This is a genomic window from Cohnella sp. OV330, assembly GCF_900112065.1.
Lineage (GTDB): Bacteria > Bacillota > Bacilli > Paenibacillales > Paenibacillaceae > Cohnella.
In genome coordinates this window covers 68,085-94,392 of record NZ_FOKE01000004.1, presented here as the reverse complement: position 1 = coordinate 94,392, position 26,308 = coordinate 68,085, and the positions used below count along the sequence as shown (strand labels likewise).

The 26,308-nt window shown below is 60.8% G+C and carries 28 protein-coding genes; 22 read left to right on the top strand and 6 right to left on the bottom strand.

Annotated features, from left to right (window positions below; all coding sequences use genetic code 11):
• Positions 1-2: 2 nt before the first annotated feature.
• Positions 3-980: a hypothetical protein gene (locus BM235_RS10370; protein ID WP_090112476.1), complete on the top strand. Its 978-nt coding sequence runs from the start codon at positions 3-5 to the stop codon at positions 978-980.
• A gap of 13 nt (positions 981-993) precedes the next feature.
• On the opposite strand, the gene BM235_RS10365 is transcribed toward BM235_RS10370, so the two are convergent.
• Complete coding sequence (locus BM235_RS10365; RefSeq protein ID WP_090112475.1) at positions 994-1,731, bottom strand: HAD family hydrolase; 738 nt, start codon at positions 1,729-1,731, stop codon at positions 994-996.
• Between the two features lie 168 nt (positions 1,732-1,899).
• Here BM235_RS10365 and BM235_RS32015 point away from each other — a divergent pair, with 168 nt between their 5' ends.
• Positions 1,900-2,037 (top strand): hypothetical protein, encoded by a 138-nt coding sequence (locus BM235_RS32015; RefSeq protein WP_177244219.1) that lies wholly within the window; start codon positions 1,900-1,902, stop codon positions 2,035-2,037.
• A gap of 58 nt (positions 2,038-2,095) precedes the next feature.
• On the opposite strand, the gene BM235_RS10360 is transcribed toward BM235_RS32015, so the two are convergent.
• Positions 2,096-2,326, bottom strand: a complete 231-nt coding sequence (locus BM235_RS10360) for a hypothetical protein (protein WP_090112474.1) — start codon at positions 2,324-2,326, stop codon at positions 2,096-2,098.
• A 146-nt stretch (positions 2,327-2,472) separates the two neighbouring features.
• Between BM235_RS10360 and BM235_RS10355 the strand changes: the two genes are divergently transcribed.
• The 3 genes from BM235_RS10355 (at position 2,473) to BM235_RS10345 (ending at position 4,936) form a co-directional block, all read left to right on the top strand.
• Positions 2,473-3,201, top strand: coding sequence for a phosphonate ABC transporter ATP-binding protein (locus BM235_RS10355; protein ID WP_090112472.1), 729 nt, complete (start codon positions 2,473-2,475; stop codon positions 3,199-3,201).
• Positions 3,202-3,497: 296 nt separating this feature from the next.
• Complete coding sequence (locus tag BM235_RS10350; protein WP_090112470.1) at positions 3,498-4,184, top strand: MOSC domain-containing protein; 687 nt, start codon at positions 3,498-3,500, stop codon at positions 4,182-4,184.
• A complete protein-coding gene (locus BM235_RS10345) occupies positions 4,184-4,936 on the top strand; it encodes an SDR family NAD(P)-dependent oxidoreductase (protein WP_090112468.1) in 753 nt (250 codons plus the stop codon). The genes BM235_RS10350 and BM235_RS10345 overlap by 1 nt, the downstream gene beginning before the upstream one ends.
• Here BM235_RS10345 and BM235_RS10340 read toward each other — a convergent pair.
• Positions 4,924-5,883 carry a serine hydrolase domain-containing protein gene (locus BM235_RS10340; protein ID WP_158543748.1) on the bottom strand — a complete coding sequence of 320 codons (960 nt, stop codon included), beginning with the start codon at positions 5,881-5,883 and terminating at the stop codon, positions 4,924-4,926. The genes BM235_RS10345 and BM235_RS10340 overlap by 13 nt on opposite strands.
• Before the next feature lie 123 nt (positions 5,884-6,006).
• Between BM235_RS10340 and BM235_RS10335 the strand changes: the two genes are divergently transcribed.
• From BM235_RS10335 to BM235_RS10300, 8 genes are all read left to right on the top strand, one after another.
• The gene (locus tag BM235_RS10335) at positions 6,007-6,528 is read left to right on the top strand and encodes an ADP-heptose synthase (RefSeq protein WP_090112463.1); all 522 of its coding nucleotides are present in this window, start codon (positions 6,007-6,009) and stop codon (positions 6,526-6,528) included.
• A gap of 95 nt (positions 6,529-6,623) precedes the next feature.
• Positions 6,624-6,941, top strand: a complete 318-nt coding sequence (locus BM235_RS10330; protein WP_090112462.1) for a YbjQ family protein — start codon at positions 6,624-6,626, stop codon at positions 6,939-6,941.
• Between the two features lie 54 nt (positions 6,942-6,995).
• Entirely contained in the window at positions 6,996-7,907 is a 912-nt protein-coding gene (locus BM235_RS10325) for an aldo/keto reductase (protein WP_090112460.1), read from the top strand.
• A 94-nt stretch (positions 7,908-8,001) separates the two neighbouring features.
• Positions 8,002-8,676 (top strand): SOS response-associated peptidase, encoded by a 675-nt coding sequence (locus BM235_RS10320; RefSeq protein ID WP_090112458.1) that lies wholly within the window; start codon positions 8,002-8,004, stop codon positions 8,674-8,676.
• 75 nt (positions 8,677-8,751) lie between these two features.
• Positions 8,752-9,744 (top strand): CobW family GTP-binding protein, encoded by a 993-nt coding sequence (locus BM235_RS10315; protein WP_090112456.1) that lies wholly within the window; start codon positions 8,752-8,754, stop codon positions 9,742-9,744.
• A 70-nt stretch (positions 9,745-9,814) separates the two neighbouring features.
• A complete protein-coding gene (locus tag BM235_RS10310) occupies positions 9,815-10,912 on the top strand; it encodes an endospore germination permease (protein ID WP_090112454.1) in 1,098 nt (365 codons plus the stop codon).
• Complete coding sequence (locus BM235_RS10305; protein ID WP_090112452.1) at positions 10,896-12,299, top strand: spore germination protein; 1,404 nt, start codon at positions 10,896-10,898, stop codon at positions 12,297-12,299. The genes BM235_RS10310 and BM235_RS10305 overlap by 17 nt, the downstream gene beginning before the upstream one ends.
• Positions 12,296-13,438, top strand: a complete 1,143-nt coding sequence (locus tag BM235_RS10300) for a Ger(x)C family spore germination protein (protein WP_090112450.1) — start codon at positions 12,296-12,298, stop codon at positions 13,436-13,438. The genes BM235_RS10305 and BM235_RS10300 overlap by 4 nt, the downstream gene beginning before the upstream one ends.
• Before the next feature lie 64 nt (positions 13,439-13,502).
• Here the strand turns inward: BM235_RS10300 and BM235_RS10295 are convergent, their stop codons facing one another.
• Complete coding sequence (locus tag BM235_RS10295; protein WP_090112449.1) at positions 13,503-13,994, bottom strand: C40 family peptidase; 492 nt, start codon at positions 13,992-13,994, stop codon at positions 13,503-13,505.
• A 280-nt stretch (positions 13,995-14,274) separates the two neighbouring features.
• On the opposite strand from BM235_RS10295, the gene BM235_RS10290 reads away from it, so the two are divergent.
• On the top strand, positions 14,275-14,538 hold the full coding sequence (locus tag BM235_RS10290; protein WP_090112447.1) for a hypothetical protein: 264 nt from the start codon (positions 14,275-14,277) through the stop codon (positions 14,536-14,538).
• 403 nt (positions 14,539-14,941) lie between these two features.
• Here the strand turns inward: BM235_RS10290 and BM235_RS10285 are convergent, their stop codons facing one another.
• Positions 14,942-15,370, bottom strand: a complete 429-nt coding sequence (locus BM235_RS10285) for a universal stress protein (protein ID WP_090112445.1) — start codon at positions 15,368-15,370, stop codon at positions 14,942-14,944.
• A 95-nt stretch (positions 15,371-15,465) separates the two neighbouring features.
• Here BM235_RS10285 and BM235_RS10280 point away from each other — a divergent pair, with 95 nt between their 5' ends.
• The 5 genes from BM235_RS10280 to BM235_RS10260 all read left to right on the top strand — a co-directional run bounded on the left by BM235_RS10280 (position 15,466) and on the right by BM235_RS10260 (position 20,368).
• Positions 15,466-17,607 (top strand): HelD family protein, encoded by a 2,142-nt coding sequence (locus BM235_RS10280; RefSeq protein ID WP_177244218.1) that lies wholly within the window; start codon positions 15,466-15,468, stop codon positions 17,605-17,607.
• Complete coding sequence (locus tag BM235_RS10275; protein ID WP_177244217.1) at positions 17,604-18,758, top strand: metallophosphoesterase; 1,155 nt, start codon at positions 17,604-17,606, stop codon at positions 18,756-18,758. The genes BM235_RS10280 and BM235_RS10275 overlap by 4 nt, the downstream gene beginning before the upstream one ends.
• Before the next feature lie 6 nt (positions 18,759-18,764).
• On the top strand, positions 18,765-19,190 hold the full coding sequence (locus BM235_RS32945) for a zinc ribbon domain-containing protein (RefSeq protein WP_369803498.1): 426 nt from the start codon (positions 18,765-18,767) through the stop codon (positions 19,188-19,190).
• A 114-nt stretch (positions 19,191-19,304) separates the two neighbouring features.
• Complete coding sequence (locus BM235_RS10265) at positions 19,305-19,775, top strand: hypothetical protein (protein ID WP_090112441.1); 471 nt, start codon at positions 19,305-19,307, stop codon at positions 19,773-19,775.
• Positions 19,772-20,368: an AAA family ATPase gene (locus tag BM235_RS10260; RefSeq protein ID WP_090112439.1), complete on the top strand. Its 597-nt coding sequence runs from the start codon at positions 19,772-19,774 to the stop codon at positions 20,366-20,368. Before BM235_RS10265 ends, BM235_RS10260 begins: the two co-directional genes overlap by 4 nt.
• 478 nt (positions 20,369-20,846) lie before the next feature.
• Here the strand turns inward: BM235_RS10260 and BM235_RS10255 are convergent, their stop codons facing one another.
• Positions 20,847-21,860, bottom strand: coding sequence for a LacI family DNA-binding transcriptional regulator (locus tag BM235_RS10255; protein ID WP_090112437.1), 1,014 nt, complete (start codon positions 21,858-21,860; stop codon positions 20,847-20,849).
• A gap of 136 nt (positions 21,861-21,996) precedes the next feature.
• Here BM235_RS10255 and BM235_RS10250 point away from each other — a divergent pair, with 136 nt between their 5' ends.
• The 3 genes from BM235_RS10250 (at position 21,997) to BM235_RS10240 (ending at position 26,118) form a co-directional block, all read left to right on the top strand.
• On the top strand, positions 21,997-23,787 hold the full coding sequence (locus BM235_RS10250; protein ID WP_177244216.1) for an L-fucose isomerase: 1,791 nt from the start codon (positions 21,997-21,999) through the stop codon (positions 23,785-23,787).
• A 102-nt stretch (positions 23,788-23,889) separates the two neighbouring features.
• A complete protein-coding gene (locus BM235_RS10245) occupies positions 23,890-24,549 on the top strand; it encodes a class II aldolase/adducin family protein (protein ID WP_090112434.1) in 660 nt (219 codons plus the stop codon).
• A gap of 15 nt (positions 24,550-24,564) precedes the next feature.
• On the top strand, positions 24,565-26,118 hold the full coding sequence (locus tag BM235_RS10240) for a rhamnulokinase (RefSeq protein WP_090112432.1): 1,554 nt from the start codon (positions 24,565-24,567) through the stop codon (positions 26,116-26,118).
• The last annotated feature ends 190 nt before the right edge of the window (positions 26,119-26,308 follow it).

Here is a 26,308-nt window from a genome sequence, read left to right as displayed (position 1 = left end):
TCATGACGGATCGCACGCTTTTAAAAAAAGGACTGACCGTCATCGCATCATGCCGCGAGCGGACAGGCGATATTTGGGAGGCGCACTTCGGCGCGGCGGCGATCGCCGCTTATTTTTTTATCGCCGAAAATAGGCTCGACGACGATGTCGCGAGGAAGATCGCGGAGCAAGCCGACCGGATGGTGACCCGGCGTCTGGGCGAGCCGGTAAATCTCGTTCGAGCGGATCCCGACATGGCGGATCGAGAGGCGAAGCGCAGCGCAAACGATGACGAGCGCGTCGTCGTGGAGGCGCTGGAAGAAACGATCGACGGCTTGCACTGGGTCGGTCACAATGCGATCTATGCGGCGGCGAGCTTGAAGGCGATTCGCGAATTGGACGGTTGGGGCGCGGCGGCGGACGTCGAAGCGATCTCGCAGCTGATTCGCTCGTTCAAAGGGAAGATTCCGGGGCGCTCTTGGATCGGCTACAAGACGTCAGAGGTCAAGGCGCTGACGCCGCCGGAAGAAGGCGGACCCGCGGGCATCGAAGACGGAGCGGCGCTATCGCGCGCCGTGCTGCAAGAGCTGGCCGCCTTCGGGACCATCTATCGGGCGGAAGCCCATCACGACCTGATCGGCCATATGCTGACCTTTTCGCATGCGCTCGTAACGCTCGAGGAGCTGGGTTACCCGGCATTGTTCAAAAGAGGGCTATTGCCGCTGTTCAAGCTCGTTCGGGTATTGCGCGCAAGCCGGTATCTGCAGCCCGGCGAACCGATCCGCCTTTTCTCGCCGGTCGACCGCGAGCCGCTCGCGCTTGCACGGCCGTCAACTTCGCTGCCGACCGAATCCGCTTTTTGGGACAAGGAACGAAGCGGGGACGAGTGGGATTTTGGACATGCGTTCAAGTTCCCTTACAGCTTTTATCATCATGCAGCCCGCGCCGGCGGCGCCGACGCCGCGGCCTACGATCGATTCAGGCGCATCGTCGGGACGTGACCGCGGGCGGACGTCAGCCTTGCGTCAAATATGCATCGATCGCGGACGGCACCTGGCGAAGCGAGGATAGCGTGAGGAACGCGCCGCTCGGCTTGGCATCCGCGATCGGCAGCACGTTGTAGTCCCATTCGCGCTCCTGTTTCAAATAGATGGCATGCAGGCCGCAGGACAGTGCGGGCAGGACGTCCGTGCGCACCGAATTGCCCACCATCCAGGTGCGATCGATCCGCAGCTTGCCTGCGCGCAAAATCTCCTTCAGCGCTTCGACGTTTTTGTGCAGCCGGATATAAATGCGATCTCGGAAGTAACGCTCTAGGCCGGCTGCTTCGATCTTGCGCTTCTGGATGGCCGGATCTCCGCCCGTATATAAATGAAGCTGATGGCCGGCGGCCGCGAGCGATTCGAGCGTCTCGTTCATGAACGGATAAGGCTCGGTCTCTTGCTCGAACACGCTAAGGCCGAGCTTCCATAGAAGCGCCTCCTCGTCGGCGGATTCGGAACGTCCGTGCAAGGCGCTATAGTATCGGTACGTATCGACAAACGATTGGGGAAAATGCTCGCTGCTGAAGCCGACGATCTGCACGCCGGCGATGTCGATCTCGCTGTGCTTGGCCAGCACGGTCTGCTTGGTCAAGCCGAACGGCGCGAACCAGGTCGTCATCAAGTCCGCGAACTGCTCTTGCACGAAATGAAAATATTTGTTGCAATAGATCAGCGTATCGTCCAGGTCGAACAGGATGTTTTGTTTCATATCCGTGGCTCCTTCGTCTGCTTGCCGCTCCAGCCGCTCGCCAATCGGACGGCGGACATGAATTTATTATGTCTAACCGGAAGGTGTTTGTAAATGAGCGGGGCGGGCAACCTAATCGTGCGTTCGGCCTTAACCCAAATACGAAGCATCCATGGAGGTGAGTCGGATATGCCGCCCTATCAAGGACCTAAAGCGGGAGCGAAGAGCATCACGGCCGGAGGACGCGGAAAAAGCCAGGCAACGAAGCTGGACAAAATGTCCCGCCTGCCGCCTAGCTTGAACGGTATCGACAAAAACCTGCCTTGATCGCAAGCGTGAGACTGCTTGCCGGGACTTGGCGTCCCGGCACGGCCACGCGGCATGGTCACGCGTACTTCTCGATCTTGGACTTCAGCTCGCGCTTGATGAAGGCGAGCCGTTGACGCACATAGAAGTCGTAGCTGCCCCCGCTTAACTCGCGGGGGTTCATCGTATTGCCGCTGTCATTGTCCACGATCACGAGACGGCCGCTGTCGTAAAATTTGAAAGTCAGATCTCGTGACGGCCGGGATCCCCTTGAAGGCTCCAAATAGCGGAGGTGCTCGCAGTTCTCCATCCATCATCCCACCTTTGACTGGAATAGATAGAACGCATGTTCTTGTTTATAGTATACCAAACGTTTGTTCGTATGGAAAGCCGTTCCGTAAAGAATTACACTAGAAAAAACGGCAGGAACGAAAGTCAGGGGGCATTCGGACGGGAATGATACATATCATCGGTCTTACGCGCAAGCTGCCGACAGGCAAAAAGGTACTCGACGGCATCCACGGACATCTGGAGCCGGGCAAGCTGTATGCGGTAGTAGGGGCGAGCGGCAGCGGCAAGTCGATGCTGCTTCGCTGTCTCGGACTCAAGGAGCCATGGACGAGCGGGGAGCTGCGCATCGACGGCAAGGACGCGATTGCCGGTGGCGCGCTGTCTAGGCTGCGTTTAAAGCGCAAAATCGCTTATCTGGAACAGAAGGCGCTGATGTACGAAAAAAAGACGGCGCTCAAAAACGTCATCATCGGCGCGGTCGGCCAGGTGTCCTGGTTCCGCCGGATGACCGGCATGGTCAGAAGCGACGACTACATGGACGCCATGGAGACGCTGGAGAACGTCGGCTTGATCGACCGCGCGCACCAGCCGGCGGAGAAGCTCAGCGGCGGCGAACGTCAGCGCGTGGCGATCGCCCGCGCGATCGCCCACGGCGCCGAGGTGCTGCTCGCGGACGAGCCCGTGACCGGACTCGATCCTCATTCGCAAGAGAGCATCATGGGCATGCTGAAGCAGCAGGCGAAGGATAAGAATATGATTATCGTCGTAGCGCTGCATCGTTTGGAGCTCGCCGAGAAATTCGCGGACGAGATATGGGGCCTGCACGACGGCAGGGCGGTGCTGACCGTTCGGGGAAGACGGCTCACGGCAGCCGAAAAGCACCAAATCTCCTAAGCCGTCCTCCCGTCGCGGGGACCATCAGTCATGCGGAGCGGCGATTACGGTTGAGGCGGCGCTTCCGGTTCGCCCTCCGGCGCCTTCGCCGGGCGAATTTGGGAGCGCTCTTTGCGACTTTTCCATGCGCTTTCTTTTCTGCGTTTCGACGTGGTCATTTTCATCAGCTCCCATCCCGGGCGCCTTTGGCCCGCCGAATTTAGCATGGCAAGGACGGTTGCTCCTTATCCATCCAAGGCACGCCGGGCTTTCGGTTAGGGCGTCCTGACAACTCTACGCTCAAGGAGGTTCGCGCAATGTCGAATTCAACAGCTTTGCCCGCGGCGCTTGATCGGTCCTACCCGCTTTTGTCGGTGAACGTAGGCGCGGCGCGCGAGGCGCAGTTCAAAGGCAAGCCCGCAAAGTCCGGCATTTATAAGGAAAGAGCGCTAAGCGCCGTTACCGTTCATCGCGAGGGGCTGTCGGGAGACGAGCAAGCGGATAACGTGAATCACGGCGGGCCGGACAAGGCGGTGTGCGCCTATCCGTACCGTCATTATGCCTTTTGGGAAGAGTCGCTCGGCAGGTCGCTCGAATTCGGGGCGTTCGGCGAAAACTTCACGATCGACGAAATCGAAGAATCCGAAGTTTGCGTCGGCGATATATTCAGGATCGGAGAAGTCAAGCTTCAGATCAGCCAGCCCCGGGTGCCTTGCTGGAAGCTCGCGATGAAATGGGGAGCGGACGATCTCCCGGCGAGGGTCCGGGATACGGGGAAAACCGGCTTTTATTTCCGCGTGCTGTCGCCGGGCGCGGTCGAACCGGGCGAGCTCGTCCTCGTCTCGCGCGATCCCGCAGGCGTCACGGTCGAGGAGGCTAATGCGGTCATGCATCGGGGAAAAGAAAACCGGGAGGGCATGCTTCGCCTGCTCGCGGTCGATGCGCTGGCGGACAGCTGGAGGGAGACGTTGACGGCGAGACTGTCGCGTCTCGCGCAGCCCTGATGCCGGGCAGGTACGCGGGCCGCACCGTGATCGTGACGGGCGCCGCCGGCGGCATCGGGCGACATCTGTCGCGGGCGTACGCCGAAGCTGGCGCATCGGTCGCGCTTAGCGACGCGCCCGGCACGGGCGGGGAGGCGTTGGCCGCGCAGTTGTCGGGCGAAGGCCTCTCCGCGATGTTCATCGCGGCCGACCTGACCGAGGCCGAAGCGGCCGCTCAGATCGTAGCGCGCGCATCGGCTTGGACGGGCCGCGTCGACGTGCTCGTGCACAACGCGGGCATCGGCGTCTGGAAGTCGCCGCTCGAGCTGTCGCTCGAGGAATGGGACCGCGTCATGAATATTAACCTTCGCGGCGCGTTCCTGTGCGGCCGCGAAGCGGCCAAAGCGATGAAGCGGGTTGGCGGCGGCGCCATCGTCAACGTCGCATCGACGCGCGCGCTTCAATCCGAGCCGAACTCGGAAGCGTATGCGGCGTCCAAGGGCGGCATCCTGGCGCTCACGCACGCGCTCGCGCTTTCTCTGGGGCCCGACGGCATCGCGGTGAACGCGATTAGCCCGGGATGGATCGAGACCGGCGACTATGACGCCCTGCGGACCGCAGATCACGAGCAGCATCCCGCCGGTCGGGTCGGCATGCCGTCGGACGTGGTCAAAGCCTGCTTCTATTTGACCGACCCCGAAGGCGGCTTCGTCACGGGGACGAATCTCGTCGTGGACGGCGGCATGACGCGCAAGATGATCTACGAACCGTAAGGAACGCCCGCGACGAACGTCGAAAAAATCTTTAATGGCCTTAATGGTTCGCGATATAAATCGCTCGTAAACGAGACGACGGTCTCGGCCTCCGGAATGACGAACAGAAATTGGCCGCCGTAGCCCATCGCATAATAAATATGCGGCTTCAGCGGCTCGCGGCCGCCGCCGGTGAACGTCCACCAGTGATAGCCGTACGAGCCGAGCCAATCGTAAGTATGGTGCCTGGGGGCGGTCGATTCGTCGATCCAATCCTCGGGCACGATTCGCCGACCGCCCCAACGGCCGCGGGACAGCATGAGCTGGCCCAGCTTGAACAGGTCGCCGCCGCGCAGCGCCAGTCCGAAGCCGCCGATCGACACGCCCTGCGGATCCGAATGCCACTGCCAGGCGTCGATGCCGAGCGGACCGAACAGATGGCGCGCGGCATAGGCTTCGGCGGTCATGCCGGTCTCCCGCTGCAGGACGAGACTGAGCAGATGCGAGCAGCCGGAGTTGTAAGACATCGCGTCTCCCGGGCGGGATGTTATCCGTCTATCCAGGATAAAGGCGACCCAGTCGTCCGATTCGCACATCGGATTGGGACGTCCGCCCCAGGCGCCCCACTCCGGCCAGTCCATGCCCGCCGTCATCGACAATAGATGATGCAGGCGAATTCGTCCGAGCGAAGCCGATATCCGGGGCAGACAGCCGGCGAGCGGCGTGCCGAGCGACGGGAACTCGCCCCGTGCGAGCGCGATGCCGACGAGCAGCGAGAGCACGCTTTTCGTCACCGAATTGACCTTGTGCAGCCGTTCGGCCGAACGCGCGTTGCGCGCGTAATCGAGCGTCCGCGCGGCTCGCCCGCTGCCGATCTGTACGCGGCACGTATCGATTTTGCACGCTTCGGCCGCGCGCTGCAGCCCTTCAAGATCGATCGTCCTGCTCCTCGTCGTCGTCAGCGTCATCCCGATCGCCTCCTTATGTCGGCCTATTATACCCGCCGCCGGCATGTCTGAAGCGAATTTATGATATAATGTACAGCAATGCGCTCAAGGTTTTTCTGCCGCTACTAGGGGGGACTGGCTACAATGGAAAGGCGTTTTGTCATCGAGGCGGTCATGATCGCCATATATGGTCAGCTGCTTCTGCCGAAACGGCCTGTGGAATACCGGATTCCGTATTCGACAGTGATGGAATTGTACGATATGAAGGATAGCGACGAGCCCGTCATGCCCGACCCGGACGACGACCGTCACGTCAAGGGCAAGATCGGGGAGATGATCGCGTACTTCGAAGATCCTTTCAATAAAAAGAAGCTCGAGCGCTCGCTGCTCGCGCCGTGGCGGGAGAGCCCGCCGCTGCCGATCAACGACAAGGTGACCCTCGTCGTCGTCAACGCGGCCGAGAACATGCAGTACGGCGAGCTGCTCGACCCGATCGAGACGGAGATCGTGCTGACGTCGCTTCGCGCGCAAAGTCCGATCTTGACCGACCATATCGAATTCCAGGACAAAGTCGTCCAGAACGCGATTCCGGTCCAGGTGTTCGATATCGACGATTACGAATTCGCGGTGGAGGAAAGCCCGGCTCCGACCGAATTCAACCCTTGAGAGCTGCCGGCGGACGCCGGCGGCTCTCGTTGTTGTTCGGGGGAACGGTATGATAGAATGAGGGCGTTCCCAACATCTTCAAGGAGGCTATTATGATGCTCGTGACGACTACGCCCAATGTGGAAGGATACAGAATCACGTCCTATTTCGGACTGGTGAACGGAGAGACGATCATGGGCGCGAACATCTTCCGCGACTTCATGGCTTCGATCACCGACGTCGTCGGCGGCAGGTCCGGCTCCTATGAAAACAAGCTGAAGCAGGCCCGCGACATCGCGGTCTCCGAGATGGTCGAGCAAGCGAGGCGGATGGGCGCCAACGCGATCGTAGGCGTCGATGTCGACTACGAGGTCGTGCGGGAAGGGATGCTCATGGTAGCGGTAAGCGGCACCGCCGTGACCGTCGAAGCTTAATCGTCGTTGACTGAATCCCGGGCGAATCTTCTTCTATGAAAGGGAGGCTTAAGCATGCTGTATCGCAAGTTGGGATCGACCGATCTGAAAATATCCGCGGTAGGCGTCGGTACTTGGCAGTTCGGAGGAGAGTGGGGCAGGAACTACGAACAGCGCGAGGCGGACGCCATTCTGGGCAGGGCCGCCGAGCTCGGCATCAACCTGATCGACACCGCCGAATGCTACGGCGACCATCTGTCCGAGTCGCTGATCGGACCGGCCATCCGCGGCCGCCGCTCCGATTGGGTACTCGCGACGAAGTTCGGGCATCATTTCCACGGGCCGTTCAGCCGGACGGACGACTACGATCCGCAGGACGTCGTGCGACAGCTGGACGCCTCCCTGAAGGCGCTTCAGACCGATTATATCGATCTCTATCAATTTCATTCGGGACCCGATGCCGCGTTCGATACGGACGGACTCTGGGATGCGCTAGGCCGGCAGGTCGAAGCGGGCAAGATCAGGCACCTCGGCATCTCGATCGGATCGAACCGCAACGTCTATCAGACGTCCAAGGCGACGGCGGTCGGCGCGCAGGCGATCCAGGTCGTCTACAACCGGCTCGACCGCGCGCCGGAAGAGGAAGTATTTCCGTCCTGCGAGGCGCAGGGACTCGGCGTGCTCGCGCGCGTGCCGCTCGCAAGCGGCTTCCTGAGCGGCAAGTACAAGCCGGGCGCGACGTTTCCAAGCGACGACGTTCGTTCGCGGCGCGACCGGGAGGAAGCCGACGCGCTGCTTCGCGAAGCGGAGGAGATCAAGCGCACGGAGGTGCCTGAAGGCGTCGATATGGCGTCCTGGGCGCTGGCGTGGTGCCTGCGCCATCCGGCCGTCACCGCCGTCATTCCCGGCTGCAAGGACGTCGCCCAGGTCGAGGCCAACGCGGCGGCCGTCGCGCTGGTACCGGCTGGGCATCCGCAGGACGCCTGATCGCGCGACTGCTCGGACGCGTTCGGGATCCCGCGAATAGAAGCGGCGCCTTCAAGCAAATACTGGGGGGAAACCCAAGAAGGCGGTGCCCCCCATGTGCCAAAGATTTTCGCTTGCCGCGGATTTGTCCGAGCTCACCGAACGTTACCGGATCGATCAAGTCGTCGGACCATACAGGCCCAGATACAATGTCGCCCCGACCCAAAATGCCGCCGTCATCGTCGAGGAGCGGCGCGAACGCAAGCTCGAGTCGCTGCGCTGGGGCCTCATGCCTTACTGGTCTCGCGATGCCGTCAATGCGGACGGTCCGGGCATCGGCGACCGGCCGATCTTCAAGCGCATGACGAACAAGCAGCGCTGCGTCATCCCCGTCAGCGGCTTTTACGGCTGGGAGACGAAGGGCAAAGCCCGTCAGCCGATCCACTTCGTGCTTAAGGGGCGCGGGACGTTCGCGGTCCCCGGGTTTTACGAAGTGTGGCCGCGCGTCGAAGGCGGCGACATTCGCGCGTATACGATGCTGACGACGCTGTCCAACGAGATGGTCGGTCCGTATTCGGACCGGATGCCCGCCATTTTGGACGATGAAGGCATCGACGAATGGCTGAACGAGACGAATACGGAGTATCGGGGCGTTCTGGGCAGGATCCGCGGGATCTCGGCGGACGAGATGATGATGTACCCGGTCGGCGCTTACGTGAACGAGCGGGAGCGCGAGACGCCGGAATGCGTCGAGCCGATCCGCAACTTTTACTCCGCGATCCGGGAGTAGCATAACGAACGTCAAAGAGGCCCTCCGCGCAGCCGCGACGGAGGGCCGATTCATTTTGCCGGGGGAGGAACCGCCATGTGCGCAAAAATAAAAGATAACGGCGATCGGTCGATACGGGTGTACGTTTTGTCGGGATATTTGGGGAGCGGCAAGACGACCGTGCTGCAGAAACTGCTCGAGGGCTCCAAGGCAAGAGGCTGGCGAACGGCGGTTCTCATGAACGAAGCGGGCGACGTCAACCTGGACGGCGAGCTGCTGACGAAGGACGTGCCGATGGCGGAGCTGCTCGGCGGATGCATCTGCTGCTCGGTCAAAAACGATCTCGGCGTCTCGCTGCTGCAGCTCGCTCAGGATCACCGTCCGGACGTCATCTGGATCGAGTCGACCGGCGTGGCGCAGCCGCTCGAGATGATGGATGCCGTGACGGAGGTGTCCATGTACGCGAAGCTAGAGCTTCGCGGGTTAATCACCGTCGTGGATGCCAGGCATCTGCTCGACCGGCTGCGGCTCGGCGCCGGCAAGACGCTTCGGCTCATGCGGGAACAGATCCGCGGGGCTTCGCTTCTGCTGCTGAGCAAGACGGATCTCGTCGGTCCCGAAGAGGCCGAGGAGGTGCGCGCCCAGCTGCGCGAATGGAATCCGTCGGCCGCGCTCGAGGAAGCGGTCAAGGGAGAGACGGAGACGGATCTGTTGTCGCTCCTTCCCGACGCTGCCGCGTCGAGGGATTCTTACAACCATAACGACCACGCTCACGACCACGATCACGCGACGTCTCGCATGCACGATCATGTGCACGTGCTCACGCATTATCCCGCGGCGCCGTTCCGCAGCGAGGACTTCGAGCGATTCCTGCGCGACCTGCCCCCGTCGGTATATCGCGCCAAAGGGATCGTTACGTTCACGGACACGGCAGCCCGTTATTTATTCCAATTCGCTTACCGGGAATCGGACTTTATGCCGATCGCGCCGCAGAAGCCGGTACCCGACGTCATCGTATTGATCGGCGAAGAATTCGGCGAATCGGATATGCGGGATCGGCTGGCCCGATTGGAGGAAGGACGGGAATAAGCGGACTCGGATTCGCACATAAACGGGACCTGCCTAGGGAAACTTAAGCCGGGAAGGGAGGTTCCGGAAAATGAGGGGTTTCGAAGCAGGACGATTTTCGGTCATCACGAGCTTGATCTTATCGGTCGGACTGGTCAATCACGTCATTATCCTTCCTGTCGTGCTGGGAACGGCCGGCAGGGACGCCTGGATCTCGGTGCTCCTCGCCGGCGCCCTAATGCTGTTCTTGCTTCTGCCGTTGGCGACGGTGCTGCGCGATCTGGGACTGCAGCCTTTTTCCGCATGGCTCAAGGAGAAGGGGGGCTCCTTTTCCAAGCTGCTCATTCTCGTCATCGTCGGCGGATACTTGCTATTGGAATCGGCCGTAACGACCGTCGATGTGCTGACCTGGACCAACAGTACGTATTTGCCGGATACGCCCCCGCTCGTCACCTCCACGGTATTCATGCTTCTGTGCATCGCCGTGGTTCTGGTCGGCATGCAAGCGATCGTCTATATGTCCTGCATCGTCCTACCCGTCGTCTCGGGCCTGGGCGTCTTCGTCGCGTCCGGCAACGCGAACCGCAAGGACTATGCCCAGCTGCTCCCCCTGGTGGAACACGGCTGGGGACCGGTGCTTCGGGGCGTGGTCGTATCCGGCAGCGGATTGACCGAGATCATCCTCTTCATGCTGCTCCAAACCTACGCCAACAAGCCGTTTCGTCCGGTTCATCTGTATGGGTCGGGATTGTTTATCATTATGCTGTCCCTCGGTCCGACCGTTGCCGCCATTTGCGAATTCGGCGTTTTTGAATCCGGCATCATGCGGTTTCCGGCCTTTTCGCAGTGGCGGATTTTGAGAGTCGGACGCTATATCGAGCACCTCGATTTTTTCGCCATATACCAATGGGTCAGCGGGGCGCTTATCCGGACCTCGCTCGCGCTCTGCATCCTGCTTGAGCTGTCCGGCATTCAGAAGCGAAAGGGCAAGCTGATCGCGTTGATCGTCATCGGGATCCTCCTCGTCGCCTTGACCGTGTATCCTTTCGGAGACAGCAATCAATATTTGTTTTACAAGGCGATTCGGCCGTTTGCCTTTGTGACGCAGCTTGGCTTGCTCTTATATGTATGGGCGTTAGCGCTTCGCAAGCGCCGGGAGGGGGGACGACTCCATGCGAACGGGGCTTGATTGGCTGGATGCAGATCTCGCCGGCTGCGCGGACGTTGCCGTCGAGACGCTGAAGGCGGGCGGCCGGCATGCCTCGCTCGTGTTGGCGCCGGGCATGATCGACAATGCCGTGTACAAAGACCGGCTGCTACCTTCGCTAGGAGAATGGCTGGCGGGAACGACGCCTACCGAAGGTCTGCCGGGCGCGAACCCGCGTGCCGTCTCAAGCGATGAAGAGCGAGGGCGCGTGCTGTCCGAACTGTTCTCCGGCAGCGTGCTGATCGTGATGGGCGGGCATGTGCTCGCTTATCCGATCCCCCGTCAGCCCGAACGCGCGCCAGAGGAATCCGCTTCGGAGATCTCGGTCAAAGGTCCGCGCGACGGCTTCGTCGAGAGCTTGTACATCAATCGGACGTTGGTGCGCAAGCGAATTAAATCGCCGGATCTGAAAGTCGAATCGTTCAGCGTGGGAGCGGACAGCCGGACGGAGGTCAACCTGCTGTACCTGCAATCGGCGGCGAGCCGTTCGCTCGTCGAGGAGGCGCGCAAGCGGATCGGCAGATTGTCGCCGGATATCGTGATCGGCTCCTCGCAATTCGAAGAAATGCTGTCCGACAGATCCCGCTCCTTATTTCCGCTCGTCGGCTATACCGGCCGTCCGGACTATATCGTCGAGTGCCTGTCCGCCGGCCGCGTCGCCATCATCGTGGACGGCTTGCCGCTCGTGTACACGGCGCCGACCAACATGTTCGAGCTGCTCAAATCGCCGGAGGACATCCACAACTCCTATTATTTCGTGACGATGGAGCGGCTGCTACGTTTGCTCGGGCTATTCATCACGCTCACGCTGCCAGGGTTCTGGGTCGCGGTATCGACGTTTAACGTCGACCAGATTCCGTTCCCGCTCATGGCGACGATCGTCGTCTCGCGAATCGGCCTGCCGATGTCCACCGCGATCGAGATGTTCCTCATGCTCTTCATGTTCGAGCTGTTTCGCGAGGCGGGCGTGCGGCTGCCCCGGGCCGTCGGCCAGACGGTCGCGGTCGTCGGCGGCATCATCGTCGGGGACGCGGCGATCCGCGCGGGACTAACGTCTCCGACGATGCTGGTCGTCAGCGCCGTGACGAACGTCACCTCGTTTACGCTGGTCAATCAGACGCTGCTCGGATCCGTTAACCTGCTGCGGTTCGTCGTGCTCGTCTTTTCGACCGCGCTCGGCATGTTCGGGTTTTTCATCGGCGTGTTCGCGATCTTGCTGTACATGGTGTCGCTTCGCTCGTTCGGCGTGCCCTATTTGAAGCCGGCGGCACCGTACGAGGCGAGACGCGCACTAGGCGCCTTCATCAAGCTGCCGTACGCGGACGGGAGAAGCAAGGGCGGTCCGAAGCGCGGCAGGCCCGGAGGATGAGCCGGATGCGCGCGGCGACGCGATTGCTGGCGCTGGCCTTCATGGCCGTCATTCTGACGTCGTGCTGGGACCAACGCTCGATTCAGGAAACCAGTTACTTTACGAGCCTCGGGATCGATTTCGACGAAAAGCAGAAGTTATTTTCCGTATACGGGACGCTCATCACGATGGCCGACGTCGCAAAGACGGAAGGACCGAGCGGCAAGGCAGCCCCTGCCTACTTGGGACATGGCGAAGGCGAGTCGCCGCAGCTGGCGCTTGAGGCGTTGTATCGAAGCACCCAACTTAGACCGTCTCTCGACCATCTGATGACGATCGTCGTCAAACAACGCGCCTTGTCGCGAATGCCCGATATTTTGGACAGCATCAACAGAGCCCGAACCGTTCGCTATAACGTTTTTATCGCAGCGACGACGGAGCCGCTGGATGAGCTGCTTGCATCGGACACTTTTTTTAATTCGCCGATGTATACGTTTCTTTACGCGCATCGCGTTCACAGTCCGGCCGCGCCGCCGGTACAGATGATCAGCCTGCAGGCATTCGTACGCCAATTTTACGAAGAAAGCCATACGACTTTTCTGCCCTTGCTCAAGCTTGATCGCGCCAGCTGGAAGCAAGGAAATAAAACGAAAACTTACATTTTCTATGACGGCGCGCACGCGATCGCCGGTCGGAAGGCGCGCGCTGCGCTGAACGAAAAAATCTTACAGGGCGTAAAGTGGTACCATTCGAATCCGACAGGCACGTTCCTGGAGGTCAGAGACGATGCCGGCAAGTTTGTGGCCATCTTGATCGTGACGAAAGGCAAAGGCCGCATTTCCTATAGCGAAAACGCAAAAGGGGGCGCCTTCAAGGCCGTCATTCGCGTTCAGGCATATATTTACGAGCTGCACGACATGGCCGGCGAACGCCAACTGGAAACATGGGCGCAAAATGGCATTCGGGAAAAGCTGGAGCAGTCCCTTGCGTCGGGCCGTGAGAGTCGCGTCGACCTGATCGGATTGGAGGATAAGCTGTACCGACATCACCCGGCCGCATGGAAAAGGCTGAAGAGAGACGGAAGGGAGGTCACGGACCTGCCTTGCGAGGTCGTCGTCGACGTGAAAGTCACGAATTCGGGAAAGCTTAAGCTTAAATAAGCGATCGGGCGAGAAGAAGAAAAAGCCGTCCCCGAGAGGGACGGCTTGTCTGAATAAAGCGCGGTTAAAGAACGCGGCGAGCGGTCGTGTAGTGATTTTTCCACCAGCCCGAGTTAATGCTCGAGATCGTGACGCCCGGTTTGCCATACGTGTGAAGCACCTTGCCATTGCCGATGTAGATGCCGACATGGTGGATCGGGGAGTAAAAGAACACGAGATCGCCTGGCTTCAGGTTAGCCTTGGATACGTACCTGCCGGACTTGGACTGCGCCTTGGACTCGCGCGGCAGGGATACGCCGTACTTGCGGTACAAAAATTGCGTAAACGAAGAGCAGTCGAAAGAGCTCGTGTTGCCGGTTTTCGCGCCGAACTTATATCGAACGCCTAAGTATTTTTTGCCTTTGGCGATAATGCTGGATGCTTTGGAGCTGGCGGTGACGGTCGCTTCCGCCGCGCTGGCCGGCTTCGCCGGCAGAGTCGCTGCCGCGCCTCCGAAAAGAACGGTTGCTGCGACGACCGACGCCATCAATTTCTTAAAGCTATTGATTGTTGCCATGGATGCGATTCCCCCAATGATGTTGTAGTCGTGATGCTCTTGCTGCTAGAATCAATATATCAGATTGAAACTTCCCTCTATTTCCCTCTAAGCGGCGGAAAGCTTGATGCATGGCGGTTTGCGCGTTTATATGAAAAACAACTAAGAAAATATTAATTCTAGACAACTGGACAAACGCCGAAAGTGTGCGATTTTTTGCAAAAATGGTTTTGAAACCGTTAAAATGGGGTAAGTAGCCGCGGCAGGACCGCGCGCAGGCTCGACACAAAGGAGAATCGGCATGAACGTAACCATTCGCGAAGCGGCAATGACGAAGGATGAAGTCGAAGGATATGTAGGAAAAGTGGTGTTCGAGGTCGAGGGACACGATGCGGCTTACGAGATGGTGCTGCAGAGCGACAAAGGCAGGGAGTGGAGCTACTCGCTGTTTTTCGCGGGCAAGTCGGGCAGCGAAGAACAGATAGACGCGGTAGACGCGGAGATCGAGTCGAACGACGAGCTTTACGAACGTTTGGTCGATGCCGCCGTCGACGCGATGGCTTAGTGACGCTATTCCTTTTTATATAGAAGCAAAGAGGTGATTCCAGGCGTTCGACGTTCGCAGGGCGTTCTGGTGGAGCATGCTGTCCGGCGCTTCGGCCGGCTTCGTACCGGCGGGAGGCGTTCGACCTCGTCCGCCGGCTGCCGATCGAGCCGGTCGTGCGGGCGTGCCGGAGGGCGCGCGCGTAAAGTTGCCCGAGTCGAATGCCGATCTGCTGATCGCCGCGACGCGGATCTAGACGGTCTCCTATTATTTTACTTGGCTAACGATATGCGATATATTATAGGGCAGACCTGTACAGTCAGCTTGCATATGCCCCTAATAAAGACATCGGTCCCTTCCCGTGCGGGAAGAGACCGATTTTTGTCGTTGGCGTTGAGGACAACTGTCTGCCGCCCGATCCGAACTACTTGACGATCAATACAGGCGCTTTGGCGTGCTGCATGACATTGTGGCTCACGCTGCCGAGCACGAACTCGCGGATGCCGCCGAGCCCGCGGCTGCCGAGCACGATAAGGTCGGCGCCTTCGTCGCGGGCATAATCGAGGATCGTGTTCGCTGGATCGCCGTCAATCAGCTTGAATGTCGCATTGACCGTACCGGGTACGAGCGCCTTTGCTTCCTCGAGCACCTTGAACGAGTGGTCCATGTACTGCTGAGACCAATCCGCCGGCAGGGTGACCATGAAGTCGCCGTTGTTGACGAGCGGCACCTGATAGACATGCAGGACCGTCAGCGCTGCGCCATAGCTCTCCGCCAGCGCGGAGGCATGGGAGATCGCCTTGCGCGACAGATTCGATCCGTCGTACGCGACCAAAATGTTGTTGTAGCTCATTGAAATGCCTCCTCGCCGAATTATGTAACTTGCATCAACCATGTATCTTCCTTTATTTAACCATACTTAATCTGCCGTAATCAATTTGAAGGGGGATGCGATCCGTGTCGGAAGACCAACGATTCCGTGAAGAAACGGTGAAGCTGGAGCATACGAAGGAAGCGATCAGAAGCCAGATCGCGGGCATCGGGCCGCGTTACACCGGCAACGATTATACCGAGCAGACGCTGGACGCCATCCGGCAGGAGCGCAAAATCCGGCTCTTGGCGTCCGAAAAGGAGCCGTACTTCGGCAGGCTCGACTTCCGCGAGGAAGGCAAAAGCGAGCCGCTGCCGCTGTATATCGGCAAGTCGGGCGTCGGCGAAGAAAACGGGCACCGCCTGCTCGTCGTGGATTGGCGGGCGCCGGTATCGAGCCTGTTCTACGCATTCTCGGGCGGCCATCCGGAGGTCGCCTACGACTCGCCCGAAGGGCCGGTGTCCGGCACCGTCCACCTGAAGCGCAATCTTCTCGTGCGGGAAGGCGACCTGCAGCGCGTCGTCGACAGCTATGCCGAGGGCGGCGAGCAGGGCGGCTCGGCAGGCGACGAGTTTCTGCTCCACAAGCTAGGCGAGAGCAAGGACAATAAGCTCCGGGATATCGTATCGACGATCCAGCAGGAGCAGGACGCGATCATCCGCACCGAGAAAAACAAAGCCGTGTTCATCCAGGGCGTGGCGGGAAGCGGCAAGACGACCGTCGCGCTGCATCGCCTCGCCTACCTGCTGTATCGCTACCAGGACCGCGTTCGCGCCGACCGCATGATGATCCTCGCGCCCAGCAAGATGTTCCTGAATTACATCTCCGGCGTACTGCCGGAGCTCGGCGTCGGGGACATCGGCCAGCAGACGTTCGAGGACTGGGCGCTCGAGCAGATCGGCGAGAACCTGCAGCTGCGGGATCCGGCGGAGGAGCTGGCCCGCTGGTTCGAGGGCGACGCCGCGGCCGGCGGCCGCGCGGATGCGCCGGCGAAGCGCAAAGGCAGCCTCGGCTTTCTGGCCGAAATCGACGAAGCGATCGCGGAGCTCGCGCAAACGCTTGTCCCGGACGAGCCGTTTTCGCCGGACGACCGGCGAATGCTGACGGCAGAGCAGGTTCGTGCCTGGTTCGCGGAGGAAAATCCGCTCGATCCGCTCATGAAGAAGCGGGAACGGGTGCTTAACCGGATCAAGCGCTGGATGGAAATCGAAATCGGCAAAGCCAGGTGGAGCGACGCCGAGGTGCGCAAAAAGGCGAACGCCCGCTGGAAGGCGTACGCGGGGAAGCTGCCGCAGCATACGGCTTCCTCCTTTTACAAGGCCGGCGGCTGGCATGCGGACGTCGCGGAAGGGGCGGCCGGGGGCGCGAGAGGCGCGGGCGCTTCATCAAAAGCGAAGGGCAAGGGCAAAAGCAAAGCGTCCGCCGTTTTCGCAAGAGAAGACCTGGCAGCGCTCGTGCACATCCATCTGAAGCTGCTCGGAGCGACCGCACCTGCTTACGACCATATCGTGATCGACGAAGCGCAGGATTATTCGCCCGCGCAGCTGCATGTGCTCAGGCAGCACCAGCGGATCACCTCGATGACGGTGCTCGGCGACCTGCAGCAGGGGATCCACGACTATGCGGGCATTACCGACTGGGAAGAGCTCAAAAGCTTGTTCCCTCGGGCCGAGACCTCGTATTACGAGCTGGACCGGAGTTATCGTTCGACGCTCGAGATCATCGAATTCGCCAACCGGATCCTGAAGGGGATGGGCGGCGGCGTCAAGCCGGCGCGGCCCGTCTTTCGCAGCGGACAGCCGGTGGAGGTCCAGCGTACCGCGCAGTCTCCGGACGTCGGCGCGATCGCCGCGATCGTCGAGGAATGGCAGCGGGAGCCGGAGCTTCAGAGCATCGCGGTGCTTGGCCGAACGGCAACGGCTTGCGCGCGCATCCATGCCGAGCTGAGCGCCCGGGGCATTCGGGCTTCGCTGCTCGAGGCGAAGCACCAGAATTACGAAGGCGGGATCACGGTGGCGCCGGCGTATCTGTCCAAGGGCCTTGAATTCGATGCCGTCCTGATCCCCGACGCGGGCGCGGCGGACTACAAGGCGGAGGACGCCAAGCTGCTCTACGTCGGATGCACGCGCGCGCTGCACAGGCTGAAGCTGCTGTATGCGGGTGCTCCGACGCCGCTCATAGCCGAGTCGGACCATGAATCTGAGGAGGCGGGCCGATGAGAAGAGGGGGCCTGCGGGCAGTCGTTACGTTTACGCTCATTGTCGCCGCGTACTTCGGACTGAACTTTTTCATCGGCTGGAACGCGCAGGCTTGGTTGGACAGCTGGCTGCCCGGATTTCCGGACGGCTTGCTGTGGACCGTGCTCGCCGTGGCCGCGCTCGGCTATCTGATCGGTCGTTTTCGATTCCTGCCGAAGCCGGCGGGACGCGGACTTAAAGTGTTCGGCGCGTACTATATCGGACTGTTCGAGTACGCCGTGCTGCTGCTGCCGCTCGCGGATCTGGCGGTTTGGCTGTTCTACGAGGCGGGATCGGATTATATCCATACGGTAGAAACGACCGGCTTCATCGTCGCCGTTCTTTTGCTGTCGTTCTTCGCCTGGGGGACGTGGAATGCCTGGACGCCGATCGTGCGCAAGTACGAGCTCGACGTCGCGAAGGATGCGGGAGGCCGGCGTCGAATGGACATCGTGCTCGTAAGCGACCTGCATCTGGGCAACATCGTAGGCAACCGCCACTTGGACCGTCTGCTCCCGCGGGTGGAGGCGATCAAGCCCGATCTCATCCTGCTGGCGGGCGACGTCCTAGACGACGTGATCGAGCCGTTCGTGCGCAATCGCATGGCCGAGCGACTCGGCCGTCTCTCGGCGCCGCTCGGCGTCTACGCCGTGCTCGGCAATCATGAATATTATGGCGGGCATATCGAGGAGTACGTCGGACGCATGGCGGCGCTGGGCATTCCCGTGCTGCGCGACGAGCGCGCCACGGCGGGCGGCATCGTGAACGTCGTCGGGCGCAAGGACAAGACGGCGGAATCGATGGATCCGGACGGCCGCAAGCCGGTGGCGGAGCTGCTCCAGGGCCTCGATCCCACGCTGCCGATCGTGCTGATGGACCATCAGCCATACGGCTATGCGGCCGCCGCGGAGGCCGGCGTCGACATTCTCGTGTCCGGTCATACGCATCGGGGCCAGTTCGCGCCGAACCACTGGATCACGCGACGCCTGTTCGAGTTGGACTGGGGTTATTTGCGCAAAGGGAAGCTGCACGCCGTCGTCTCGTCCGGATACGGCACATGGGGACCGCCGGTCCGTCTGGCGAGCCGAAGCGAGATCGTGCATTTGTCCGTTACCTTCAGCGGAGGAGCGTGAAGAAGGATGGAATGTCCTTATTGCCAGGCCGCGCTCGAGCGTGCCGCCGGGAGATGCCCGAGCTGCAGGCGCAAGCTGTACGAGGTGACCGAGGAGGACTTCGAGGAAATCGCTTTAAGTCCGGACGGCTTGATGGCCGATGAAGCGACGTCGATCGCTGCGGACGACGAGGACCCGGCCGGTATGCGCGATGTCGCGGCGATGCTCGAAGATCGTTTCGTCTGCGGCAAATGCGGCCATCGCGGCGGATCCGCCAAAGAAGTCGCGATGACCGGCCCGGGACTTAGCAAGCTGCTGGACATTCAGCATCATCACTATCTTTTCGTGTCCTGCGAGGACTGCGGCGCCGTCGAGATTTTCGACCCGGAGATGCTGCTCGGCCGCAAGCCGGGCAGTCTTGGCACCGTGCTCGATACGCTTTTCGGCCGTTGATCGCGGGCGCGAACTAAGGGCTGTTCGAAGGGCGGTTTTTGCTTTAAAATGTGAACCAAGCATCTTTCTTCCTCATCGATCCAATCGATCCAATCGATCCGAAGGAGCCTGACCATGTCACGTAAGCTTCTGCTGTTGTTCGCGGCGCTGATGATGCTCGTTCCGTCCGTTGGTTCAGCGGCCGACTGGAGCACGCCGTTTGTCGTATATTACGACAATTTGTACAAGATTACGGATGAATCCGTGCCAGCCGACCGGCTGGGCATGAAGCTGGGCAAGACCTCCGCCTATGCCGAGACCGAAGGCGCTTACAAGGGCAACTTTTCCAACGCGCTGCCGAAGGGCACCGAGTTCAAGGGGATCTTAGGCATCGACGTGCAGGATGCGATCGCCATCGACTCGGGAGGCGGCGCGTACGTCAAAGCCGTCTATCAAGAGTCCTACGCGGACAGCAAGCTGAACGGCACGAGAGAAGCGCTGGCGCGGCTGGACTGGCTGTGGTCGCTCCTCATCGCCGCGGCCGCGATCGCCGCCTTCGTCATCTGGCGGCGCAGATCGAAGCGTACCGCCGGGCAAAGCCGTTGATCGTATGGATCAACGGCGCCTTCGGCGCAGGCAAGACGACGGCCGCCTTCGAGCTGCACCGGAGGCTTCCCGGCTCGTTCGTCTTCGACCCCGAGGAGGCCGGCTTTTTCATTCGGGCGAGGCTGCCGAAGCATCTTCGCGGCGACGACTTCCAGGACTATCCGATGTGGCGGTCGATCAACCGCGAAATGCTGGCTTATCTCGACGCGAACCATGCAGGTCCGATCATCGTGCCGATGACGGTCGTGAACGAACGCTACATGGATGAGCTGGTCGGCGCGCTGCGAACCTCGGGCGTCCGGGTCGACCACTACGCGCTGACGGCATCGCGGGAGACGCTGCTGCGGCGTCTTCGAAGCCGGTGGGAGAGCGAGCGTTCCTGGGCGGCCCGGCAGATCGACCGTTGTCTGGCCGGCTTGTCGAAGGAAGCGTTCGACGTGCGCATTCAGACCGACGGATTGAATGCGGGACAAGTCGTCGCCCGCATCGCCGAATCGTCCGGGCTCGCGCTCGCGCCGGATCCTCGAGGTACGATCAAGCGAGGATGGGATCGATTGCGGACGAAGGCCGGGCATATTCGGCTGGGACGCTAGCAATGAGCTTAGGCAAGAGGCGCCGCGGAGAAATTTTCCGCGGCGCCTCTTCGTTATGGGATGTGCTTGTATATAAAATTGCCGGAGACCACGAACATTCCAAACAAACGCGAATGAATAACTCGCTCCGTCTTTTCGCCAATCGTATTCGCGAGGTCAGGTTTCGGACAGTGGATCCGCTATTTTGTATAAAAGATGGAGAAAAGCCGGGTTTGTGGACTATAGATCCGTTATTCGTGGCAACGCATGTCTCGTAGTAACGTTTCAGTCGAAATAGCGCCCGCTGTGTCCGTCACCTTCGCCAATCAACCCTTAGCTCGACATTTAGCGGATCTACGGTCCGTTGGCGATAAGTGAAGCCAAGGTAGAGAAAAGATCAATTAGCGGTAACCGAGAGAGTAAATGCTCCGAGTCCGACAGATTTGCCCCATAGCACAATCGGAGCAAAAGGCGCCGATTCGCCCTTCGCTCCTCCTCGTTACAGCTGCCGCACCGAACGCCTCACGATCAGCTCCGCGGGCAGCACGACCTTGCGCCAGGCGGGCGACGGTTCGTCGCGCGATCGGATCCGGTCGAGCAGCATTTGCATGCCGAGATGTCCGAATTGATAGGCCTGCTGGGAGATGACGGTGAGAAAAGGGTCCATCTCGGCGTAGGAGGCCAGCTCGTCGAAGCAGACGAGCGACACGTCTTCGGGTACGCGAAGACCGCGCGAGCGAAGCGATCGCATAAGCTCGACCGCCAGGACATTGTTCCCGGCGACGAAGGCGGTGGGGAGGGGACGCATGCGGTCGAGCCACGCTTCGATGCCCGTCAGGTCGCTGCGCGGACCGAAGCTCGTCTCCAGCACGAGCGCTTCGTCGTATTCGAGATCGTTCAGCTTGAGCGCTTCCCTGTAGCCCTCGAGCCGCTCCCGGGCGCTCGAGATCGTGCGCGAGCCGTTGATCAGCGCGATGCGGCGGTGGCCGCCTCCGACGAGCTGCTTGACCAGCTGGCGCGCGCCTTCCTTGCTGTCGCCTAGCACGACGTCGCTGTCCATGCCCGGCACCTCGCGGTCGAGCAGCACGAACGGCACGCGGTGGCGTCGCAGCATCTCCAGATGGGGCAGAGACGCATCGCCCGCGGGAGCCAGCAACACGCCGTCCGCCCGCGTTTTCAGAACGGCGTCGATGTAGTCGTTCTCCTTTTCCAGATCCTCGTCCGTATTGCCGAACAGGAGCCGGTAGCCATGCTTTTTCGCCGCATCCTCCGCGCCGCGAGCGAGCGTCGTATAAAAAGGGTTCGTAATGTCGGTGATCATGAGAAACAGCAGCCTCGTCTCCTGCAGCACGAGGCTCCGCGCCATCTGGTTCGGCACATAGCCGAGCTCGTCCATGACGCGTTTGACCTTCGCCCGCGTTTTCTCGCTGATTCGTCCCGTGTTATTGATAACTCTAGATACCGTCATAGCCGAGACGCCGGCCTTTTCCGCGATATCGTAGATGGTGACCATGCGCGTCCATTCCTTTCAAAAACCCGCCGTATGCTTAATATCTATCTTACAAAAGTGATGGATTGACAGCAAGACGTTTCGTTGTTAATTTAGAGTTATCGGTAACATATTAATCGCTTTCAAGGAGGCGTCATTGATGACTGACAACGCTTATAGGTACCAAAGCGGGTTTCCTAAGATCGGCATTCGTCCGACGATCGACGGCCGTCGCAAGGGCGTGCGCGAATCGCTCGAAGACCAGACGATGAACATGGCCAAGGCCGTGGCGGAGCTGCTGAGCAGCTCGCTCCGGTATCCGAACGGCGAGCCGGTCGAGTGCGTGATCTCCGATTCGTGCATCGGCGGCGTCGCCGAAGCAGCGGCTTCTGCGGACAAATTCGCCAAAGCCGGCGTCGGCGTCTCGCTCACCGTCACGCCTTGCTGGTGCTATGGCACCGAGACGATGGACATGGATCCGACGCTGCCGAAGGCGGTGTGGGGCTTCAACGGCACGGAGCGTCCGGGCGCCGTTTATCTGGCCGCCGTGCTGTCCGGCTACGCGCAAAAGGGGCTGCCGGCGTTCGGCATCTACGGCGAGCAGGTGCAGGATTCGGGCGACACGACCGTTCCCGAGGACGTCCGCGAGAAGCTGATCGGCTTCGCCCGCGCGGGCCTTGCGGTCGCCATCATGCGCGGCAAATCGTATTTGTCGATGGGCTCGGTGTCCATGGGCATCGCGGGCTCGATCGTGAACGACGGCCTGTTCCAGGAATACCTCGGCATGCGTACGGAGTACGTGGACATGTCCGAGTTCGTGCGCCGCATCGAAGAAGAGATCTATGATCCGGCCGAATTCGAGAAGGCGCTCGCGTGGGTGAAGGAAAACTGCAAGGAGGGGCCGGACAACAATCCGGAGCGCCTGCAGAAGAGCCGCGCGGACAAGGACAAGGATTGGGAGACGGTCGTCAAGATGACGCAGATCGCCCGCGACCTGATGATCGGCAACCCGCGCCTGGCCGAGCTCGGCTTCGGCGAAGAAGCGATGGGCCACAACGCGATCGTCTCCGGCTTCCAGGGACAGCGCGCCTGGACCGACCATTTCCCGAACGGAGACTTCCTGGAGACGATTCTCAACTCCTCGTTCGACTGGAACGGCATCCGCGCGCCTTATATCGTCGCCACGGAAAACGACAGCTTGAACGGCATTCCGATGCTGATGGGCTACCTGCTCACCAATACAGCGCAAATTTTCGCCGACGTTCGGACGTACTGGGGCCCCGATTCGGTCGAGAGAGTTACCGGTCACAAATTGACGGGCGCGGCCGCCGGCGGCTTGCTGCACCTCATCAACTCCGGCTCCGCGACGATGGATGGCACCGGCGAGCAATCGATTGACGGCAAGCCGGCGATGAAGCCGTTCTGGGATATCTCCGCCGAAGAAGCTCAAAAATGTCTCGACGCGACGAGCTGGCGCCCGGCGTCCGCGGAATATTTCCGGGGGGGCGGCTATTCGTCGGACTTCCTGACGAAAGGCGGCATGCCGATGACGATGTCGCGCCTGAACTACGTCAAGGGCATCGGCCCGACGCTGCAGATCGCCGAAGGCTATTCGGTGGACCTGCCGCCCGAAGTGCACGACGCGCTCGACAAGCGCACGGATCCGACCTGGCCGACGACCTGGTTCGCGCCGATCGTGACGGGCAAGGGCGCGTTCCGTACCGTTTACGACGTCATGGACAACTGGGGCGCGAACCACGGCTCGATCAGCTTCGGCCATATCGGCGCCGACCTGATCACGCTCGCCTCGATGCTCCGCATCCCGGTCAGCATGCACAACGTCGCCGAAGAACGCGTCTTCCGTCCTCGCGCATGGGGCCTGTTCGGCACCGACGGCATCGAAGGCGCCGACTTCAGGGCTTGCGCGAACTTCGGTCCGCTGTACAAATAAAAGGCAACTAAAACGAAGCCGTCCGCTCCGGGCGGCCTTCGTCCGGTTTATCCTTTCGTCCCGTCCTGCCCATTCATTTTACCCATTGGAGGTCAATCACGCATGAGCGCCACGGATATTCGCAATGAGCTGTGCAAGTACGCGCGCAAGACGGTATCGAACAAACTGGTCGTCGGACCCGGCGGCAATCTGAGCGCCAGGCACGAGGGCAAGATGTACCTGTCTCCGAGCGGGTTCGCGCTGGACGAGATCGCGCCAGAGCAGTGGGTGGAGGTAGACATCGAGAGCGGCGACATCGCCGACATCGGCCTGCGGCCGTCGTCCGAGGTGCTGATGCATCTGTATGCCTACAGAGCCAACCCGTCCATCGGCGCGATCGTCCATACGCACCCGCCGTACTGCATCGCCTTCACGCTGGTCGAACAAGAGCTGCCCGTTATGTTCCCCGACCAGGCCGCGCTCGTCGGCACGACGACGTACGTCCCGTACGTGCTGCCGACGACCGACCGCCTCGCCGACGCCGTCGTCGCCAAGGTGAACGACTACAGCACGATCCTGCTCGGCAATCACGGTCTCGTCACGACGGGACGCAATCTTCGCGAAGCGTACTACCGCACCGAGGTCGTCGAGGAGAGCGCGAAGATCTGGCTTATCGCGAGCGCGATCAAGAAGCCTAAGGCATTGACGGACGCCGAGTACAAAGAGATCGCGTCGCTGGAGAGCGAAGCGTACCGGATCGAGCTGCTGCAAAAAATGAAATAAGCGGAGGAACGGGTCATGAGCGAGACAACGGCTGCAAGCGGCGTACCGCAGCGCGCGACCGCGCTGGCGTTCGATATGGGCGCGAGCTCGGGCCGCGCCTACGTAGGCGAGCTTAGCGCGGAAGCGGACGGCGTCCGTACGCTTAAAGTGGCGGAGATGCATCGCTTCGAAAATGAAGCCGTACGCGTAGGCAAGCATTTGCATTGGGACATCCTGCGCCTGCTGCAGGAGATCAAGCGTGGGATCCGCAAGACGTTCCAAGCGGGTTATTCGCCGCGGACGCTCGGCATCGATACGTGGGGCGTCGACTTCGGCCTGATCGACGAAGGCGGCGAACTCCTTGGCAATCCGTATCATTACCGCGATCCGCAGACGGAAAGGCTGATCGAGGAGCTGAGCGAGCGGTTCGGCGCCGACGCGCTGTTCGCGTCGAGCGGGCTTCAGTTCATGCCCTTCAATACGCTCTATCAGCTTTATGCGATGAGCAAGGCCGGTTCGGCGAAGCTCGACGCGGCCAAGACGCTGCTGTTGACGCCGGATCTGCTGACTTACCTGCTGACGGGCGTGCCGGCCTGCGAGTTTACGATGGCGACGACGACGCAGCTGTTCGATCCGCGCACGCGGCGCTGGAACGCGGAGCTGATGCGCGAGCTCGGCATTCCAGAGACGATGTTCCTGGAGCCCGTCGCGCCCGGCACCCGGATCGGCGCGCTGTCGGACGAGGTTCTGGATGAGCTTCGGATTCCCCCGGTCGCAGCGGTGGCGGTCGGCTCGCACGATACGGCATCCGCGATCGCGGCCGTGCCGGCGGGAGACGAACCGTTCGCTTATCTGGTCTGCGGTACCTGGTCGCTGCTCGGCACGGAGCTGGCGGAGCCGGTGCTAAAGCCGGAGACGCTCTCGCTGTCCTTTTCCAATGAAGGCGGCGTCGGCGGCACGTATCAGCTCCTCAAAAACATCATGGGCTTGTGGATCCTGCAAGAGTGCAAACGGGAGTGGGACGAGAGCGAAGCGCCGATCGGCTATCCGGAGCTCGTGGAACTCGCTGAAGCGGCCGAGCCGCTGCGGAGCCTGATCGACCCGGACGACGCCCGCTTCTACGGGCCGTCCGACATGACGTCCAAAATTCGCGCTTATTGCCGGGAGACCGGCCAGCCGGAGCCGCGGGACCAGGGCGAATTTGCCCGCTGCGTCCTCGAGAGCCTGGCGCTTCGCTACAGGCAGGCGCTCGAGCAGGCGGAGTCGCTCACCGGCCGCAAGTTCGCCGGACTCCATATGGTGGGCGGCGGCATCCAGAACAGGCTGCTCTGCCGGCTATCGGCCGGCGCGATCGGCCGGCCGGTCTTCGCCGGGCCTGCGGAGGCCAGCGCGATCGGCAACTTGCTGCTGCAATTCGTCGCGCAAGGCGAGATTGCCGATCTTGCGGAAGCCAGGCGTCTCGTGTCCCGCTCTTTCCCGGTCGATACGTACGAGCCGGGCGACAGCGGGGCATGGGAGTCTGCGTATAGCCGGTTTTTGGCGCTGCAACCCAGCCCTGGATCAAACGCGTCGCCGGCTTCCGAAACATAATGTAAAACGGAATTAAGCTTGGTTAATCGACCAGTAACCCCGCTTTTCCCGAATGGGAGAGCGGGGTTATTTGTTAATAAATAGAGCCAAATACGACAAAAATCGACGTAATCGTTAATGAATCATCATCTTTTTCTACAAATTTATGGAGAAATGTTAAGTTTTTTTTAACTGCGCACCGATATGATAA